This is a genomic window from Streptococcus mitis, assembly GCF_002096845.1.
Lineage (GTDB): Bacteria > Bacillota > Bacilli > Lactobacillales > Streptococcaceae > Streptococcus > Streptococcus mitis_A.
The window spans coordinates 57,375-74,556 of sequence record NZ_NCVK01000008.1; the positions used below are offsets into that span (position 1 = coordinate 57,375).

Annotated in this window: 25 protein-coding genes and 1 tRNA gene; 20 read left to right on the forward strand and 6 right to left on the reverse strand. The window is 37.7% G+C overall.

What is annotated here, in order from left to right; all coding sequences use genetic code 11:
- The first annotated feature begins 41 nt into the window (after positions 1–41).
- Complete coding sequence (locus tag B7695_RS02725; RefSeq protein ID WP_084889586.1) at positions 42–809, forward strand: epoxyqueuosine reductase QueH; 768 nt, start codon at positions 42–44, stop codon at positions 807–809.
- A 69-nt stretch (positions 810–878) separates the two neighbouring features.
- Here the strand turns inward: B7695_RS02725 and ntdP are convergent, their stop codons facing one another.
- From ntdP to B7695_RS02765, 6 genes are all read right to left on the reverse strand, one after another.
- Positions 879–1,412, reverse strand: coding sequence for a nucleoside tri-diphosphate phosphatase (gene ntdP / locus B7695_RS02730; RefSeq protein WP_000775316.1), 534 nt, complete (start codon positions 1,410–1,412; stop codon positions 879–881).
- A gap of 88 nt (positions 1,413–1,500) precedes the next feature.
- Entirely contained in the window at positions 1,501–2,277 is a 777-nt protein-coding gene (recX, locus tag B7695_RS02735) for a recombination regulator RecX (protein WP_084889587.1), read from the reverse strand.
- Between the two features lie 89 nt (positions 2,278–2,366).
- Complete coding sequence (locus tag B7695_RS02740; RefSeq protein ID WP_084889588.1) at positions 2,367–3,533, reverse strand: tyrosine-type recombinase/integrase; 1,167 nt, start codon at positions 3,531–3,533, stop codon at positions 2,367–2,369.
- Positions 3,534–3,704: 171 nt separating this feature from the next.
- Complete coding sequence (locus B7695_RS02750) at positions 3,705–4,673, reverse strand: Abi family protein (RefSeq protein ID WP_084889589.1); 969 nt, start codon at positions 4,671–4,673, stop codon at positions 3,705–3,707.
- Positions 4,674–5,334: 661 nt separating this feature from the next.
- Positions 5,335–5,604 carry a hypothetical protein gene (locus B7695_RS02760; protein ID WP_033676327.1) on the reverse strand — a complete coding sequence of 90 codons (270 nt, stop codon included), beginning with the start codon at positions 5,602–5,604 and terminating at the stop codon, positions 5,335–5,337.
- 26 nt (positions 5,605–5,630) lie between these two features.
- Positions 5,631–6,086: a helix-turn-helix domain-containing protein gene (locus B7695_RS02765; RefSeq protein WP_084889591.1), complete on the reverse strand. Its 456-nt coding sequence runs from the start codon at positions 6,084–6,086 to the stop codon at positions 5,631–5,633.
- A 155-nt stretch (positions 6,087–6,241) separates the two neighbouring features.
- On the opposite strand from B7695_RS02765, the gene B7695_RS02770 reads away from it, so the two are divergent.
- From B7695_RS02770 to B7695_RS02850, 19 genes are all read left to right on the forward strand, one after another.
- Positions 6,242–6,427 (forward strand): hypothetical protein, encoded by a 186-nt coding sequence (locus tag B7695_RS02770; RefSeq protein WP_000909283.1) that lies wholly within the window; start codon positions 6,242–6,244, stop codon positions 6,425–6,427.
- Between the two features lie 222 nt (positions 6,428–6,649).
- Entirely contained in the window at positions 6,650–7,255 is a 606-nt protein-coding gene (locus B7695_RS02775) for a Rha family transcriptional regulator (RefSeq protein ID WP_084889592.1), read from the forward strand.
- Positions 7,256–7,266: 11 nt separating this feature from the next.
- Positions 7,267–7,515 (forward strand): hypothetical protein, encoded by a 249-nt coding sequence (locus tag B7695_RS02780; RefSeq protein WP_084889593.1) that lies wholly within the window; start codon positions 7,267–7,269, stop codon positions 7,513–7,515.
- Between the two features lie 240 nt (positions 7,516–7,755).
- Positions 7,756–7,926 (forward strand): hypothetical protein, encoded by a 171-nt coding sequence (locus B7695_RS11170; RefSeq protein WP_192855716.1) that lies wholly within the window; start codon positions 7,756–7,758, stop codon positions 7,924–7,926.
- 155 nt (positions 7,927–8,081) lie between these two features.
- The gene (locus B7695_RS02785) at positions 8,082–8,510 is read left to right on the forward strand and encodes a hypothetical protein (protein ID WP_084889594.1); all 429 of its coding nucleotides are present in this window, start codon (positions 8,082–8,084) and stop codon (positions 8,508–8,510) included.
- A gap of 1 nt (position 8,511) precedes the next feature.
- Positions 8,512–8,661: a hypothetical protein gene (locus tag B7695_RS11175; protein ID WP_192855717.1), complete on the forward strand. Its 150-nt coding sequence runs from the start codon at positions 8,512–8,514 to the stop codon at positions 8,659–8,661.
- Positions 8,662–8,869: 208 nt separating this feature from the next.
- A complete protein-coding gene (locus B7695_RS02790; RefSeq protein ID WP_084889595.1) occupies positions 8,870–9,301 on the forward strand; it encodes a hypothetical protein in 432 nt (143 codons plus the stop codon).
- Positions 9,298–9,504 carry a hypothetical protein gene (locus tag B7695_RS02795; protein WP_084889596.1) on the forward strand — a complete coding sequence of 69 codons (207 nt, stop codon included), beginning with the start codon at positions 9,298–9,300 and terminating at the stop codon, positions 9,502–9,504. Before B7695_RS02790 ends, B7695_RS02795 begins: the two co-directional genes overlap by 4 nt.
- 4 nt (positions 9,505–9,508) lie before the next feature.
- Positions 9,509–9,772 carry a hypothetical protein gene (locus tag B7695_RS02800; RefSeq protein WP_061439918.1) on the forward strand — a complete coding sequence of 88 codons (264 nt, stop codon included), beginning with the start codon at positions 9,509–9,511 and terminating at the stop codon, positions 9,770–9,772.
- Positions 9,769–10,284 carry a hypothetical protein gene (locus B7695_RS02805; RefSeq protein ID WP_084889597.1) on the forward strand — a complete coding sequence of 172 codons (516 nt, stop codon included), beginning with the start codon at positions 9,769–9,771 and terminating at the stop codon, positions 10,282–10,284. The genes B7695_RS02800 and B7695_RS02805 overlap by 4 nt, the downstream gene beginning before the upstream one ends.
- Positions 10,277–11,728, forward strand: coding sequence for a virulence-associated E family protein (locus tag B7695_RS02810; protein WP_084889598.1), 1,452 nt, complete (start codon positions 10,277–10,279; stop codon positions 11,726–11,728). Before B7695_RS02805 ends, B7695_RS02810 begins: the two co-directional genes overlap by 8 nt.
- 498 nt (positions 11,729–12,226) lie before the next feature.
- Entirely contained in the window at positions 12,227–12,430 is a 204-nt protein-coding gene (locus B7695_RS02815; RefSeq protein WP_000932381.1) for a DUF2292 domain-containing protein, read from the forward strand.
- Between the two features lie 153 nt (positions 12,431–12,583).
- Positions 12,584–13,168, forward strand: a complete 585-nt coding sequence (locus B7695_RS02820; RefSeq protein WP_084889599.1) for a hypothetical protein — start codon at positions 12,584–12,586, stop codon at positions 13,166–13,168.
- A gap of 62 nt (positions 13,169–13,230) precedes the next feature.
- The gene (locus B7695_RS02825) at positions 13,231–13,575 is read left to right on the forward strand and encodes a hypothetical protein (protein WP_084889600.1); all 345 of its coding nucleotides are present in this window, start codon (positions 13,231–13,233) and stop codon (positions 13,573–13,575) included.
- A gap of 201 nt (positions 13,576–13,776) precedes the next feature.
- Positions 13,777–14,031 (forward strand): hypothetical protein, encoded by a 255-nt coding sequence (locus B7695_RS02830; protein ID WP_084889601.1) that lies wholly within the window; start codon positions 13,777–13,779, stop codon positions 14,029–14,031.
- Positions 14,031–14,849: a hypothetical protein gene (locus B7695_RS02835; RefSeq protein ID WP_084889602.1), complete on the forward strand. Its 819-nt coding sequence runs from the start codon at positions 14,031–14,033 to the stop codon at positions 14,847–14,849. Before B7695_RS02830 ends, B7695_RS02835 begins: the two co-directional genes overlap by 1 nt.
- 36 nt (positions 14,850–14,885) lie before the next feature.
- Positions 14,886–15,278 (forward strand): ArpU family phage packaging/lysis transcriptional regulator, encoded by a 393-nt coding sequence (locus B7695_RS02840; protein WP_084889603.1) that lies wholly within the window; start codon positions 14,886–14,888, stop codon positions 15,276–15,278.
- 392 nt (positions 15,279–15,670) lie between these two features.
- Positions 15,671–17,026: a 23S rRNA (uracil(1939)-C(5))-methyltransferase RlmD gene (rlmD, locus tag B7695_RS02845; protein ID WP_084889604.1), complete on the forward strand. Its 1,356-nt coding sequence runs from the start codon at positions 15,671–15,673 to the stop codon at positions 17,024–17,026.
- Positions 17,027–17,087: 61 nt separating this feature from the next.
- Positions 17,088–17,159: transfer RNA gene (locus B7695_RS02850), tRNA-Glu, on the forward strand.
- Positions 17,160–17,182 lie beyond the last annotated feature (23 nt).

The following is a 17,182-nucleotide window of genomic DNA, read 5'->3' on the forward strand; positions in this document are numbered from 1 at the left end:
TAACTTATATGATAAAATAAGACTAGAAAAAGGAGAAGAACATGATCGATGTAGAAGAAATTCTGAGCAAGATGAACCCCAATCAGAAGATTAATTATGACCGTGTCATGCAGAAGATGGTACAAGTATGGGAGAAAAATGAGCAACGGCCAACCATTCTCATGCATGTTTGCTGTGCCCCTTGCAGTACCTATACTCTAGAATATTTGACTAAGTATGCAGACGTGACCATTTATTTTGCCAATTCTAATATCCATCCCAAGCCAGAATACCACAAGCGGGCTTACGTCACCCAAAAATTTGTCAGTGATTTCAATGAGCGAACTGGCAATAACGTTCAATACCTAGAAGCTCCTTATGAACCTAACGAATATCGTAAACTGGTTCGAGGTTTGGAAGAAGAGCCTGAAGGTGGTGACCGTTGTAAGGTTTGCTTTGACTACCGCCTGGATAAAACAGCGCAAGTGGCTATGGATTTAGGTTTTGACTATTTTGGCTCAGCCTTGACCATCAGTCCTCATAAGAATTCTCAAACCATTAACAGCATCGGAATCGATGTGCAAAAAATTTATACCACTCACTATCTTCCAAGTGATTTCAAGAAAAATCAAGGCTACAAACGTTCGGTAGAGATGTGTGAAGAGTATGACATCTACCGTCAATGTTATTGTGGATGCGTCTATGCAGCCCAGGCTCAAAATATTGATTTGGTTCAGGTTAAGAAGGACGCCACGGCTTTCTTGCTGGATAAGGATGTTGAAAAAGACTATTCCCACATCAAATTTACTGTTACTAAATTAGACATATAGAGACCAACCCAGCTGAAAAGCTGGGTTTTTCAAATAAAAAACCAGGGCTCTCACCCCAGTTTGACAACTTTACCGATTCTTTAGTTCTACATAGCGCTTGTACCAAATGTTTACATAGGCTTCTGAGAAAGGACCACGTCCATTGTTAATCCAATCAACAAGAATTTTGACATGTTCTTTTAAAATATAGTCCAAATCATCAGAATAATTCATTTTGCGTTTGTGGCGCTCATACTCCTCAACGTCCAAGAGACGTTTTTCCCCATCTGTAAAAATTTTAACATCCAAATCGTAATCAATATACTTCAGTGCTTCTTCATCCAGATAGTAGGGGCTAGCCATATTGCAATAGTAGGAAATTCCATTATCACGAATCATGGCAATGATATTAAACCAATATTTCTTGTGAAAGTAAACAATAGCCGGTTCTCGAGTGACCCAACGACGACCATCACTTTCGGTAACAAGTGTATGATCGTTGACACCAATAATGGCGTTTTCTGTTGTTTTTAGTACCATGGTGTCCCGCCAAGTTCGGTGGAGACTCCCATCATGCTTATAACTTTGAATTGTAATAAAGTCGCCTTCTTTTGGAAGCTTCATAACTAACCAACTTTCTACAATTTATAAGTTTATCGTTTACTATTGTACCATAAAATTACCTAAAATCTGTGAATTTTACATGAAAATATTAAAGATATTCTCTGAGAGCGCTTGCTATATCCGAAAAATCGTAGCCTTTTCGTGCTAAAACTTGAGTTAAACGCTGTTTAAGTTCGTATCCTTCATATTTTCGGGCATACTTAGCATATTGCTTATCAAGTTCCTTGAAGATGAGTTCCTGAGTCGTTTCTTCATCAACTTGACTATCCAATTCGTCAACGGCACTTTTAGCATCAGAATAGGAAAAACCCTTGTTGGTCATATTCTGGATAATCTTATCTTGTAAGGCGTGAGATGGAAGCTTTCCCTCATATTTTTTCAATAGTTTATTGGCTACACGTTGAGCAACTTCCAAAAAATCAAATTCTTTCAGTATCTCTTCTATAGTGGATTTTGAAATCCCTTTGTGTGTTAGTTTCTGAATCAATACATAAGGCCCCTTGTCTCCTGAAAGCTGATTGGCGTTGATGATAGCATAAGCGTACTGAGCATCATTAATCCACTTATCTTCTTTAAGATTAGCAATGACTTGAGAAATTATGTTTTCATCAATATCGTATTTTGTCAGATATTCTCTGACTTCTTTTTCAGTGCGAGCTTTAAAGGATAGGTGGTAGAGGGCTAGATTCTTACCGTAAGAAAATTTGGCAAAGTCCTGTATCTCTTTCAATTCTTCTTGGCTTATAACCTTATCTCTTGATAACATAAAACGAACAATAGTATCTTCAGTAATGTAGGATTTGTCGTCATTATCAAGCTCCATCAGATAGAGTCTTTTTTTCTTTTCAAGTTTTGTGATTTTCATAGTTCTATTATAACTCAAAATGTGAGAAAAAGCTGAAACCCCTTGATATAGCCGTTTTTTGTCTCTTAATAATGAATTTTAAGAACTTTTTAGGAACTTTGTAAATTCGCAATGGCTTTTTCATAAAAGGAAGTCGCCTTTTTCTTATTGTCTTTGGACAGATGACTATAGATATCCATAGTCATTGAAATTTTAGAATGGCCTAGCCGTGTTTGGATTTCTTTGTAAGGCAGACCAGCATTAAGCAATAGACTAGCGTGGGTGTGTCGGAAGGCGTGGAAACTCAAACGAGGACATCCAGCCAGTTTTAAATGCTTTTCTAGTCTAAATCTAAGCGCCCCAGCTTCTCTGTAGTTGTCAAAGGTATCAGAGAACACTTTTTCAAAAGTCATCCCTATTTCCCCACCTATTTGGGATTGTCTTACTTTATAGAGCCGAAGCATGAGTACCGTTTTGGTATCCAGTGCTATTTCTCTAATGCTACTTTTACTTTTAGGGCTAGTGATTTCCTTGAGGGTGTTTAAAGTCTTGGTAACTGAAATGCTACCGTTTTGTAGGTCAATATCAGACCATTCCAAGGCTAAACACTCACGAATACGCAAACCAGTTGCTAGAAGTGTCTTATATAACACTGTATCAGAGAAATTTTTGTAAGTGTTTGGCAACTGATCCAGATAATCCAAGAATTTTTTCAAATTGTCGTCATCCAGATATTTCAGTTTTTGCCCTTCTTTTGGTGTGCGACGTGGGACGATGATATCCCTAGCTGGATTTGAAGAAATGACTTGCAAGGAAACGGCATAGGATAATATACGTTTATTTAAGGCATGGAGTTGGTTATATTGCTGATAACCTTTTCCTAGTTGGTTATAATCTATCGCCCACTGGTTTACCTGGTGCTGAATAATAGGGGGTGTCAGTTTATCCAGTTTGTAGTCTCCAAAGGCTGGTAGGAGATACTTTTTTATGTTGTTTTTTGCGCCTATAAGGGTGCTATGTTTGACTGTATGGCAATAATTTTCTAGCCAGAGTTCCGTCAATTCCTGATAGGTGCTAACGTTAACGGCTTTTATAACCGTTGAGCCGTTTTTTTCAAACTCTACCTTGGCTTGGATAGCCTTGCTTTTGAGCCTATTCTTAGTTCTGTCTGAAATAGTTGTCTTGACTTTCCTACCCGTTACGGTATCGATGCCAAGATAAACGCTGGAACGGTAAACTACTGTTCCATCTTTCTTTTTGTACTCTGTAATCTTCATGGCTTTACTCCTTTTCCATCAGCAGGCAAGCAATTAGAAAAGGTTTTGAGTTTATACCATGCGAGGGGCTACGAGAATGCCCTTATTTTCGATTTTAAGCAGTCAGACGGTAATTGTACCAGAATAGGAAACAAGGCGGATATGGGGCGTATATGTACTTGGTAGATGGTTCTATTCAGAATATTCAGCTATTTTGTCATTTATATACTCTAATGGCATACCTGATTCTATCGTAAACATAACATCGTCATCAGGGAACTTTTTAAGATGTTCCTTGAGAGAATAGAATAAAGCAAATTCGGCATGAAATGTTGCATCCTCATTCTTAAACCATGTAAGAGAGTTGAAAAGGGTGTATAAATCGTTTTTTCCAGCACCTTTTCTATAGCCAGCTTCAGATATATCCATTCGTTTGTGGAAAAATTCCCTATAGCTGATTGAATATTTCTCAGAATGATAATTAAACAGTCTCCCACTATGGGCGGCACGGTTTCTAAATGCCAAAACTAGGTATAGAATTTCTGAAAAGGTTGCTTTTACTTCCTCGGTTATAAATTCTTTAGGAATTGTTAGGCAGGTTGCAATGACTTGCTCTTTTTGAGCAGGTTTTAGTAGCTTACACATTGTTACCAGGTTTCCTAGAGTAGTACCTTTTAAAAGAATCCATGGCGGAATGTGTCCGTGAGTTTCTCTGTAGTGTTTATAAGGTTCAGAGTTATCATCGTAAATTTTATTTAATTTAAGAATGAGCTGATCAATCTCATAACCTCTTTTATTCTTCTTCCCTTGATTATAATTTTTTCTATCCAGGTAATTCTCTTTTTCAACTCCGATATCTTTTGCGACAACGTAACCGATTGCTGTCCGTAGTGATAATTCAATCTCCATAGTCGCCTCTAAAATTCCTTTTCGGATATCTTTATCAAGTTCATAGAGGGCGAGCATATGTTCAAACGTTTCACCATCTTTATAGATTTCCTTTTCCGAGTCTAATTCAATAGTGAAATACTTATACCCGTTGACTATTTCATAGTATCCATAATTAGTTAGAGCTTGTCTTGCTAAGCTTTCATTTAGAAATGTTAGATTTCTTGATTTTAGTAGTTCAATTTGTTCATTAATATCTGTAAAAGGTTTCATTGATTGTACCTCAAAATAATGCACAAAAGGAGCCTCGTTAGAAGCTCCTTTCGGTAGGTCGCTACTGCAACCATTCATTAAGATTAAATAAATTATAATCCATTTGGAGCCATATGTCAACAAATTAGCGAACAAGTTCGCTTTTTTGTGATTCTTTGAAGAGGTCAGCTAAAGGGAGATAAAACAAAAACCTCAACGCTGGTAACGTTAGGGCTTTTGTTGCATTGTCAGACAATTATCATCACGATAAAAGCGTTCTAGCATGGGAGCCCTAGTATTTCAAGAGTTTTATTTTGTTTGATTGCAGTAGAGTGCAGAAAGTTGCTTGATTGTATAGTTTTAGTTGCAATAGTGGGAAATCCAGCCCCATAGTCGCTTTTTTAACTCCCTAATGGTATAATAGTAGTGTTTTTAGGAATCCAGATGGATTTTGTGGACTTTTTCTTGTTCCTTTCTCAAAGTCAGCCGTGTGCTGGCTTTTTTTCGTCCTAAAACTGTCCCTTCCGTGTTGTTTCGTAGTCCATGATTCTCCTTTCTATTTGTCAATTTTGCCGTTTTTTGCACTTTAGTCTGTAAAATCGGCTTTCTATTCTTCAATTTCCCCTGTTTTTGCACAATAGACCATGAAAAGATGGTTGCTATTGGCGAATATGGGGGAGTTTTATAGAATTTTCTCAAAAACCATTGTGGCTTGAATGCGGTCGCCACCACCTAGTCCTTTGCTTCCACCATTGGCGGTTGTGATTGTATGCAGGCGGTAGCCTTTTGCTACTTGGGTGTTAATGACGTTTTCTAATTCTGTCAAGTTTCCTGATCCAGTACCAAAAAATTTCTCTTTTAAGGTTACTTGAAGGACTACATAGTGTAAATCAGTAGCATTTGAAGCAGTTGAGTGAGTGCTAGCGTCTTTAATGTTATCAAAAAATCCCATGTGATTTCTCCTTTGTTTTAAATATTTTATTTTTTATTATCAAGTTTTAAAAAAGAAACAGCATCGTTTTTAGCAAATTTTTTTGCAATCTCTCTTAATAAATCTCTCTCTTCTTCTTCAGAAAAAGAATAATTAAGAATTAATTCTAGCAAAAGGGGCTCTACTTCTTTTCTTAATGTTTGATACACATCAAAGTCTAAGTCCGTTTTGGAAAGTTGCATATAATCGAACTCTCTCCAAGAAGCAAACTCACGAGGAGTAGGAGTATATTCTTTGAATGGAGTTTCCGGATCATCACTATATCCTAGTAGATAAGCAACATTTACATTAAAGTAATCAGCTATCAATTGAGCTTTTTCTGGTTTGATTTGGCTTTTCCCGTTTTCCCAACGTTGTATGGTTCTATATGGTATTTTGATTTTTTCAGAAAATTCTACTTGAGTTAGTTTTTTGTCTTTTCTTAATTCCTTTAGTCTATTCATTTTATTATTACCTCGTAGCAATTATAACATTATGCGCCACAATTTGGCAATTTTTTTAAAAAAATAATAAAAAACACTTGACAAAGTATCATTAAGTGGTGTATCATGAATACGAAAACGCCACAATGTGGCGAAAAAAGAAAGGAGGAACTTCATTGCTTATTACCTCAACACAAGCAAAAGCGATTCGCCGAAAGCAGGCAGATAAGAAATTGACTGCAAAGCAAGCAGGCGAGGAAATTGGAGTTACACAAGTTACCTATCGAAAAATCCGAGACGGTGGCGAAGTGAAACCGAGCATTTACCAAAAAGCCATGCAGTGGCTTGCTGAAGATTATTAGAAAGGAGCGAACTAATCGTAATACTACTCTACATTTACAGATTTCTCATGTGGTGCTTTACCACTGGGGATTGATGAACGGATCTAGCTAACTATTTACTAGCCTACTTTGCTTGCTACCTATGGCAGTATTAAGGAACTATTCTCCTGAAGTATATCTCATGCTTTACCTTGGTACTGTTTTAGGTGGCAAGCACTGACAAAAGAAGAAAGGAGCGAACCAATGGAACTGGTTTATATGGACGGCAAGAAAGAGCCATACACCACGAGCGAGATTATCGCTGAATGTGCTGAAGTTACTCATCACACAATACAAGAACTTTTGAGAAAGCATAAAGCTGATTTTGAAAACTATGGAATTATCGCATTTGAAATGCGTAAATTAGACGGACGAGGGCGACCGATGAAAATCTATCGTTTGAACGAGCAACAGGCAACCTTGCTGATCACTTATCTAAAGAATACTGAACCAGTACGTCAATTCAAAATGAACCTAGTCAAAGCATTCTTTGAAATGCGTGATGAACTTTCTAAACGCTATCTTCAACGGGAACTGGAAAAGCCAAAGCGCAAGACCTTAACCGAAGCTATCAAATCATGGGAGAAAGCACCTCAGCATGCCTATAGCACTCTTACAAACCTACTGCTAAAGGGAGCGACTGGGAAAAACAAAGCCCAACTCATGCAAGAGCGAGAAAGTGAAAACGGTATTGACAGTTTAACAAGCGCGGAACTGACAAACTATCAGCGTTTGGAAGATATGGCAATAGCGATGATCAACTTGAATATGAGATATTCAGAAATTAAAGAACTAATTTTTAAAGCATAGGAGTATAGAAAATGGAAAATGATTTTAAGACAGTTACAAATGCCAAGGGGTTAGAAATTCCCAAGTATTTCAAGGATTTTAAAAAGCTAGTTGAGAAAGACAGAGAACTAGCCGAGTATCTTTGTATGAACTACGATGATTTGGACAGTGAAGACCTGGGTGCATTTCTTGAAACGATGGAGCAGGGATTCAGCTGGATTCTGGATCTTATTGAAAGTAAAGACTTGCTTTATAGCCCCCAGACAGGAAAGAAAGCATGAAAAAAGTCAACAAAAAAGTCACTTGCGGAGAGTTTGGCGACCGAAGCAAGCGACAAGATTCAGGATATAGAAATTTTTTCTATACCTAGATTATAGCATAATACAGCGGTTTCCGCTAGTACATTGAAAATAAAATAAGGTACGCTGGGAAGATTTTAAATTTTTTTCGGTTTAGGGGTTGACTTAAAGGGTACACCATTATATAATAAAAGTGTACCCCGAAAGAAAGAGAGGTCAAAAATGGGGAAAACATTAGGACGACCTAAAAGTGATAACCCAAAAAACAAGCAACTAAAAATTAAAATGACTGAACAGGATTTTAATAATTTAGAAGAACTTGCCAAAAAGAAAAGCATGACTAAAACAGATATAGTCATGCGAGGGATTGAGCTTGTAAAGTCTGAACCATAACGAAACCGCCTACCGTGTCACTTGTTTGGCGACAGAACACGATAGACGGCGATGCACCACAAATGAGGTACGTAAATATCTTATCATGCGTACTCTTATTTGTCAAACACAGAAATAGAGTACGCTTTTTGCGTACCCAAAAAATGAGGTATACAATGGGAAAACAACATCAAGCAGTAAAATTCAAGGATATTGCTGAAAAATTGTCCGAATTAGAGGGCAAAAATTTAGAAGAAATCGCTGGAGTATTAGGCTATCGCAACTTGGAGAGTTGTAGGGTCAATCTTTACAACCTGAGACAAAACAAGCGTCTAGGATTTGAAGTAGAAAAAGGGGTGTACTCCAAGTTCGCACTCTTGGACGATTCGGTAAAAGAGGAACTGGAAGACAAGGAATTGTCAGACCGTGGGCGCTATTTGAAGAGCGTAGACCGCTATAAGGCAATGCTAAATGCCTTTTCTATCGCCTTTGATAGCACGGTCAAGGCGGAAACCAGACAAAAAGCAGAACATGACGGCTTGAAAACCTTGGACAGAATCCCAGATAAGCACTACGCCCTACTTTATGACATGATGGAGGGCTAGGATGGAAGCAAAAACACACTTTGCTAGATTCATGCGTAGAGGTATGGAATTAGCAAGGCAATTACATAGCAGAGAAATCCAACGTGATGAATTTGATAGAGCCTGGAAAAGATTAGGTGATCAAATCGAAAACGAAACGAAGAAAAACTAAGAAAACCGAAGTGCAGGCAAGCAATTAGAAAAGGTTTTGAAAAACGAGTGCTGACACGGCGACTCTAAGCACTTGTTTAGCAAAAATGTGGGTGATTACCCACGAAACATCACTACAAGCGTCCGGCAACTAGGGGCAATCGCCCAGCGTTTGGAGTGGTGCTAATCGTGTATAGGAAACAGGAAAACCAAAAGAAAAAGGTAAAGATATGAATGATTATTTTAAAGAATTTGAAAAAGAGTTGGTACTTGTAGAGGAAAAGCTAGATATTTTATCAGATTGGCATAATTCTAAGAATCATATTGGCGCAATGGAAATTGTTGAAAATTGTAATTCAGTAATTACTAATCTATGGCTAAGTTTTTATAAATTATCTGAAGCGTACAAGATGCAGGAAGCGAGTCATGAAGAATTTTATAATAAGAATGTTGAGAACTTACTGGGAGAATTAAAAAAATATGACGATGAGTGTACAGAAATGTACAATAAGAAACCTGACTGGTTACTATTCAATTACTTAAATCAAGTAATAAGCGAAAACCAGTTAAGTAATGATATTACTCATGAGACTGCTTCAACTTGGACGTATTTACGAAGTTTAGTAGCGTCTGATTTACAAAAAAGGGGGCTTTTAAAATGAATGAACTAGATATAAGCAATACACAGGCACTTATTTTTACCGTGCTTTTGATTGGCTTTCTCATTTACCTAAACCAACGAGACCGCAAAAAGAGCGTCCAAATTGAGCGAGAAAACAGGAAACTGGGAGAAAGACCTAGTGAGAGTTTAAGCCCTGACTATGGGCGATATATCCAACTTGCAGGTATTAAGCCGTGGAGGTGACGATATGTTTGAAAGGATGATTGAAGAAATTCAAATAAAAATATTAGAAGCCTTAGAACGTTACCTAAAAAGTCATGAGAAAATACCTCCCCGAATCATTGGGTTGATTTCCGCAAAACGAGTACAGGAAGAGTTAGATATAAAATACCTGACCTTACAAAAATGGGAAAGAATGGGCTTGAAGCGTTATCAGCCTCCAGGAGATGATAGCAGAAAAGTTTATTATAAAGTGGACGAGATCCGTAAGTTTATGGGGGTGGGAGAATGAGAGTGATAGAGTTAACCTTGTCTAGTGACAAATTGGCTTTGTTTGGCTTTCTTAAGTCTACCCCTACCCAAGCTTGGAAGAATGGGAAACACTTTAAATTCATCTACTTTGAACCGATAGGCGAGGCGCTGACGGATTTCCACTATAAAGGTTTATATGTGGCTGTCAAAGACGAAAAAGAGCAAGTGGAGGGTTGGAAATTAATTAGAGACTTGGAGATAGCTTTGGCCAGTTCGGACTTGCTGACGATTCTGAAAGAATTAGAGGTAAACAAATTGACCGAGCAACGGCAGGGGCTTGGAGTGGAGTTAAAAGGTTGGGTTTTTGACCTGATTTGTAATGGCATTTATACCAGGTATGAGACTTCACTTTTTGTCCGCTTGCTATTTGTGAATGGCTACAGTTTTAGTCAGTTGGTAGACCTATTTTCAGCAATCGTCAAACGTAAAGACCTAGCCAGCTATTTCCTAGAAGTAGCGACAAAATTCTATAAGGAGGTGGCTTTTGAATAGCAATGACATTGTGAATAAAATCATTGAAGAGAACCAGCAACAAATACCGCTTACCGTGGTAGACTTGACTCAAGCAAGGGAGACAAGTGAGGAACACAATAGCCTAGATTTAACTCCTAAAACAAAAGGAAAAGGCTTTGTCATCACCTTGGACAATCTCAAGAAGATTTTGAGTGGGGATAGTAAACTAAAAGGGGCGATACAGTACAACACTTTTACATATGAAATTGACGTTACCAAGTCCATTAAGTTAAATGGTAGAACCTTGAACGGAACAATCGATGACCTGATTATCAGAGAGATTAGGGCTTATATTGCTACTAAGTACAAGATGGATTATAAAAAAGGGGATATCGCTGATATCTTGGAAGTAGTGGCTGGAGAACACAGCTATAACCCTTTGAAAGACTATCTGGAATCTTGCGAAAGCGAGTATAAAGAGTTAGTGAATCAGCGTGATCCCTTTGATATTTTAAGCCATTATCTCAATATCAAGGATGATGAATATAACCGTATTATCATGGACTTGTTTTTCCGTGGAGCGGTTGCTAAGGTGTTTGACCCTACTGTTAAGTTTGACTTTGTACTGGACTTGACTGGACGGCAGGGAGTGGGAAAGACCCAATTTTTTGAGGGGCTATTCACTCACAAGTATTTTACAACCGTTGAGACATTCACAGATAAAGATGACAAGGCTAGAATGGTAAGAAACTGGTGTGTATTTGATGATGAGATGGTGGCCAGTAAAAAGGCTAGTTTTTCAGAATTGAAGAAATTCATCACGGAAACCAAGCTGGAGTTTAGACCGCCTTACGCCTCCAGTGACAGGCGATTGCCTAAGAGTTTTATCATCGTGAGGGCAACCAATGACCATGATTATTTGAACGATCTGACAGGAGAAAGGCGCTTTCTGGTTGCGGAAGTCCACAAGGACACCGCCTATAAGGGCAGGAAGTGGACGGAAAAAGACCGTAGAGCCTTTTGGGGCGCTATGGTGGTGGCTTGGAGAGCTAACCAAGTGTTGAACCTGACAGACGAGCAAGAAAAGCTAGTAAATGAGGTTAGAAGCCGTTACAAGTTTGTAGATGAAACCCTTGAGGATTTGGAGCGCTATTTAGGCACTCCTTACCCAAAAAGAATGTATCAGTTTCCGACGACTGACAGAACGCGATACTATTATATCTATGATATGATGAACGAGGGATACTATAGAAATAACAGGGGTGGAACAGTTGAACTTGACACGGACACTTATGGCGAACTGGTAGATAGGGACAAGATGACCATTAACCTATTTTTTCAAGAGGTATATTTGACTGACAAAGTACCGCCAAAGGATAAGGCTAAGGTAAAAAAGTACATGCAAAACCGAGACGGCTGGGAACATAGGCGATCAACAAGATTTGGTAAAAGTATTAAACCAGCTTACGTTAAAAAAATGTAGTCAGTGTAGTTTATTTTTAAAAAGTGACTACATTTTAAATAGGAAGAAAACCCTTGATACATAAGGGGTTAGAAAAAAGTGTTGTTTTTACTATTTTACTGACTACACTCCTAAACCCTTGGTATTATTGACTTTTATATAAAAATGTAGTTATTTTCTATTTATTAAAGAGTATATGAAGATAAAAGATAAAAGGCGTTTATTGTTTATTTTTTTTGGAGCGAGGTGACTACATGACTACGCATGGCGAAAAGCCTTGTGACTGTAAGGTGGAGAGCGTAGTCACTAGATATCCCAAAATGACTACACTTTTTGGAATTGTGAGGAGGAGAGCTAAAAAAATGGAAATAGTAACTTAAATGAGTAACTTTTAAGACTGAAATCATACTTGTATTTTACATAATGAGAAAATGTAAATAGGAAATCACAAAAATAGCCCTCCCCCCTTGATAGACAAGGTGAGAAGGGAGGTCACTTAAATTTAACAGAATAGAAGATATGTTAAATATATGGCACCAAAAAAGAGAGGAAAAACAGATGAATCCAAACAAAGACTACACTCCATTTTTACAGGATAACTTTATAATCTTTAACAAAAATGGTATAATAGAGATGAAGAAAATACCAGACTTCGGAAGCGTGGTATTTACTAGTCAAGATGGCAACATTGTCCAGATTGAAACGACAATTAAAGAAAGATAGCTGACTAGACAACTAGAGGCGTAACATTAAAGCTAAGTAGCTTTTTTGTTGCGTCTCTTTTTGTTTTGAAAAAGAGGAAGTAATGAGGAATAAAGACCCGGTAGAGTGTTGAAACCAATAAGCACAATCAAAAGAAATGAGGAATAAAAGAACATGGAAACATTACAAACTATTGAAACTAAAATTGACAAACTGATTGAACAGAATAAGAAAGCTATTGAGATGACTGAGGCGGAACTGGTTAAAGCAAACCAAGCTATTTCAGATGCTCAAGCCAAACTGGTACAGGCTCAAAAAGAAATCAACTCAGAAAAATACGTTGAAGCAAAAGGTGACCTATGGACGGCAGAACGTACAAAAGAATTTCATGAGGGACGTTTGAAAGAATTAACTAGAGATCCATTAGTTACCTATGAAGAATATCATGCGTTGATTGCAGATATCTTTAGATTAGCCGATGAAGAGCAGGATACTTTCTTCACTCCAGCAGTTGCCAAACTAATGGAAATTATAACACTTGGAGATAATGCTATTAAGGCAAGGGAACGTGTAAACGAGGTTCTTAAAAAACTTGAAAAGGATATCTCTAAAAATAATGAAGATTATAAAAAAGCTAAGAACGGCTGGATTTTAAGTGATTTCTTTTCAGGTTTATCTTATACACCAAGAAACGCCCTATACGGATATCAGTATAGTTTGAAAGAAATGGCTGAGAATTTCAAAAAGGGGCAAAGTTAAAAAAGCCCCCTCCCCCTTCAGCTATCCCCCCTACTAAAAAATAGAAAGATGAGGTATATAGAATGCCCCTACCTACTGGTAAGTTTGATTTAAACGAATACGGGAAGTATTTAGCGGAAAAGTCTGCTGAGATTTATGAAGAGAAAACTAGACAAGCAGTTGACGCGATGGAGCGACATAGACAAGAATGTTTAGCAAGAGACGCCAAGTGGCAAGCTATCATAGATCGTTCTGGTGAACTATTAAAAGAAAAGAAGGAAAGAAAGCACCAGCAAGAGATTGAACGCTTGATGGAAGAGAAACGCAAAGAGGTTGATAGAGAAGTTAGCCAGCGCCTATCAATGCCTGATGAACACCAGCAAAAACTCAACAAAGCGATGAGCGAAATGCTGAAAGGCTTATCTTAAAGATGCTAAAAAAGTATTTAGAAAATATTTTAAAAAATTTTTTAATAAAGTGAATCGGAAAAAATATTTTTTGTGAAAGAGCCTGAAGCAACCAGGGAGAAGATGGGGGGATATCCCCCTCCCCCTCGGAGCTCCCGGACTACACGCCATCACTGTACATATTTTCTCGCGAGCGAGAAAGACAAAAAGGAGTAAATAGGATTGAATGAAACTACTGTAACTAGAAAATGCTCCAAGTGTCACGAGACCAAAGAATTATCTAGCGAAAACTTTTATAGGAGGCATTCGGATAAGAAGGGCTTCTCAAAAGTTTGTAAGCTATGTAATAAAAAGAAAGACGCAGAGCGTTACCAAAAGAAAAAAGACAAGATATTGACCCAAAAGAAACGATACTATAGACGGCAGAAAGAGCGCCAAAATGAAAAAGGCGGTTTACTGGAAGGAGATAAAAAGTAATGGAAGATATATTCCCAAGTCTACTCCAGAAAATCAAGGCAGAATTTGAAAAGGCTAGGCTTGATAGTGAGATTCTGGAGGAGTTGCTAGAAAAGTTAGAAGAGAATAAAGCTAATTATCTGGACGCCAATCAATATGCTATAGAAATCGGTGAAATACTCTCAAAGGTTTTAGGAACTTACTTAAGTAATGAAAGCCTACCAGATGGCAAGATGTACTATAATATCGCTAAACGATTGCTGGAAGATGTTTTAGGTCGAAACTATGACCTTGTAAGTGATTATACTGAAAAAGTTCAAGAAGATTTAAACATTAGGGCTAATCTTCGCATTCCTGCTCAAGTTCCTGAGTTGAATCAAGATAGGATTGATGGCTTAGTCAATCGTTTAGCTAGTGAAGATGATTTTGGGGCTGTAAAATGGTTGGTGGGTGAAACAATCGTTAATTTTACTCAAAGTATTGTAGATGATACGATTCAAAAAAACGTGGTATTTCAGTATAAAGCAGGACTTAGCCCTAAAATTACTAGGCGAACGGCTGGGAAGTGTTGTAAGTGGTGTCAAGAACTGGAAGGCAGTTATAAATATCCTTCAGTTCCTCATGATATTTATAGACGTCATAGTAATTGTAGGTGTACCGTTGAATATTATCCGCAAGATGGTAGACGGCAGAATGTACATACCAGAAAATGGAGTAATATCAATAAAGAAGATGTGGAGCGTCGAAAACAGATAGGTATAGAGTCTGCTGAAGAACGTAAAAGAAAACGAGATGAAAGGATTGCCAAGTTTGGGAATCCTAGAAGAAGATTAAGCTAGGCATAAGTTACAGGAGTAGAAAGGTTGTCATTAAAAATGGAGCTGGATAAGTTTAAAACGATGATGAACGTCAGAAAGCGGATGACCTACTTTCCGAGATTCCAGAGGATGGCAGGAAGTGAAAACCAAGTTACAATAGATGAAGAGACTTGGGAACTTGTCTTACCTGATCAGTGGAATTTGACTAGTAAGCATGAAAAGGCAATCAGAGAGAGTCTAGAAACATTTGTCCATGATATCAATAAGATAGAGAACAAGCGAGCCAGAAAATACTTTATTATCCATTATTGTTACATGAGGAAGAAAACGGTAAGTGAATGTTTAGAAATTGCTGGGACAAAATCCACTAATTATCATAGATACAAACAGATAGCTGTCTTAAACTTTGCTAGAATCCACCAGAACGGAGAACTAGAAGCATATAAGTAGTCATCATCTGAATAACTGGAGTCTAGGACGCCCCGTTTTAGGGCTTCATCATATAAAAACTCCATGAATCAACTAGAAACCCTTAGAAATGAATCTAGGGGCTTTTAGATTTCTGAATATATAGGTTGGTGATATATGGTATAATGGTGATAGGTAATAAAAAAAGCACGTTTGACCGTGCTAGTTTCTTGCCTGCTGAACTCATCATATAGTATAGTGGCTCCTTTGTGGGGCTTTTTTTGTGAACATTTTTAGGAACTTTTAAAGAATTTAAAGAAAATATAAGGAAATATGATTTTAAAGAAAATCAGGAATATCAAGGCCTTTACTTACTAATGAAATATAAAAATCAAGCGGTAGCGGAATAACTCAAAATGTGATAAGATAGGGGTATGAATCTGAAAGTGAAACAAAAAATACCATTAAAAATCAAGCGCATGGGAATTAATGGTGAGGGAATCGGCTTTTATCAAAAAACATTAGTCTTTGTGCCTGGTGCTCTCAAAGGTGAAGATATCTATTGTCAGATTACTTCTATTAAACGTAACTTTGTAGAGGCAAAATTACTGAAGGTCAACAAGAAGTCTAAATTCCGTGTTGTGCCAGCATGTACTATTTACAATGAGTGCGGAGGCTGCCAAATCATGCACCTGCATTATGATAAACAACTAGAGTTCAAGACGGACTTGCTTCATCAAGCGCTTAAAAAATTTGCCCCTGCAGGATATGAAAATTATGAAATCCGCCCGACGATTGGTATGCAGGAACCAAAGTACTACCGTGCTAAGTTACAATTTCAGACTCGAAAATTTAAGAATCAGGTCAAGGCGGGCTTATATGCACAAAACTCTCACTATTTAGTAGAGTTGAAAGACTGCCTGGTACAAGATAGGGAAACTCAAGTGATTGCTAATCGTCTAGCAGAATTACTTACTTATCACCAGATTCCAATCACAGATGAGAGGAAAGTCCTAGGTGTCCGTACTATTATGGTCCGACGAGCAAGGAAGACCGGACAGGTTCAGATTATTATTGTTACAAATCGTCAGCTTAATTTAACCCAACTAGTAAAAGACTTAGTTAAAGATTTCCCAGAAATTGTGACAGTAGCTGTGAATACAAATACAGCTAAAACCAGTGAGATTTATGGTGAAAAGACAGAGATTATCTGGGGACAAGAGAGTATTCAAGAAGGTGTACTCGATTATAAATTTTCACTATCTCCTCGAGCTTTCTATCAACTAAATCCTGAACAAACAGAGGTTCTTTATAACGAGGCGGTAAAAGCCTTGGATGTAAATAAAGAAGACCATTTGATTGATGCTTATTGTGGAGTTGGAACGATTGGATTTGCCTTCGCAAAGAAAGTTAAAACACTCAGAGGTATGGATATTATTCCAGAAGCCATTGAAGATGCCAAGCGAAATGCTCAAAGAATGGGATTTGACAATACTCATTATGAAGCTGGAACGGCAGAAGAGATTATTCCTCGTTGGTACAAGGAAGGTTACCGAGCAGATGCTCTGATTGTGGACCCACCACGTACAGGTCTGGATGATAAGTTATTAGATACTATTCTTACTTATGTACCAGAAAAAATGGTTTATATTTCTTGTAATGTTTCGACCTTGGCTCGTGATTTGGTACGCTTAGTAGAAGTCTATGATCTTCATTATATCCAGTCGGTCGATATGTTCCCACATACAGCTCGGACTGAAGCTGTTGTAAAATTAATAAAAAAAGTTTAAAAAAGTAGTTGACAAAAAATAAAAAGTCGGTATAATAGTAAGAGTTGAAAATAACAACTCAGGTCCGTTGGTCAAGGGGTTAAGACACCGCCTTTTCACGGCGGTAACACGGGTTCGAATCCCGTACGGACTATGGTATGTTGCGGTTGGAACACT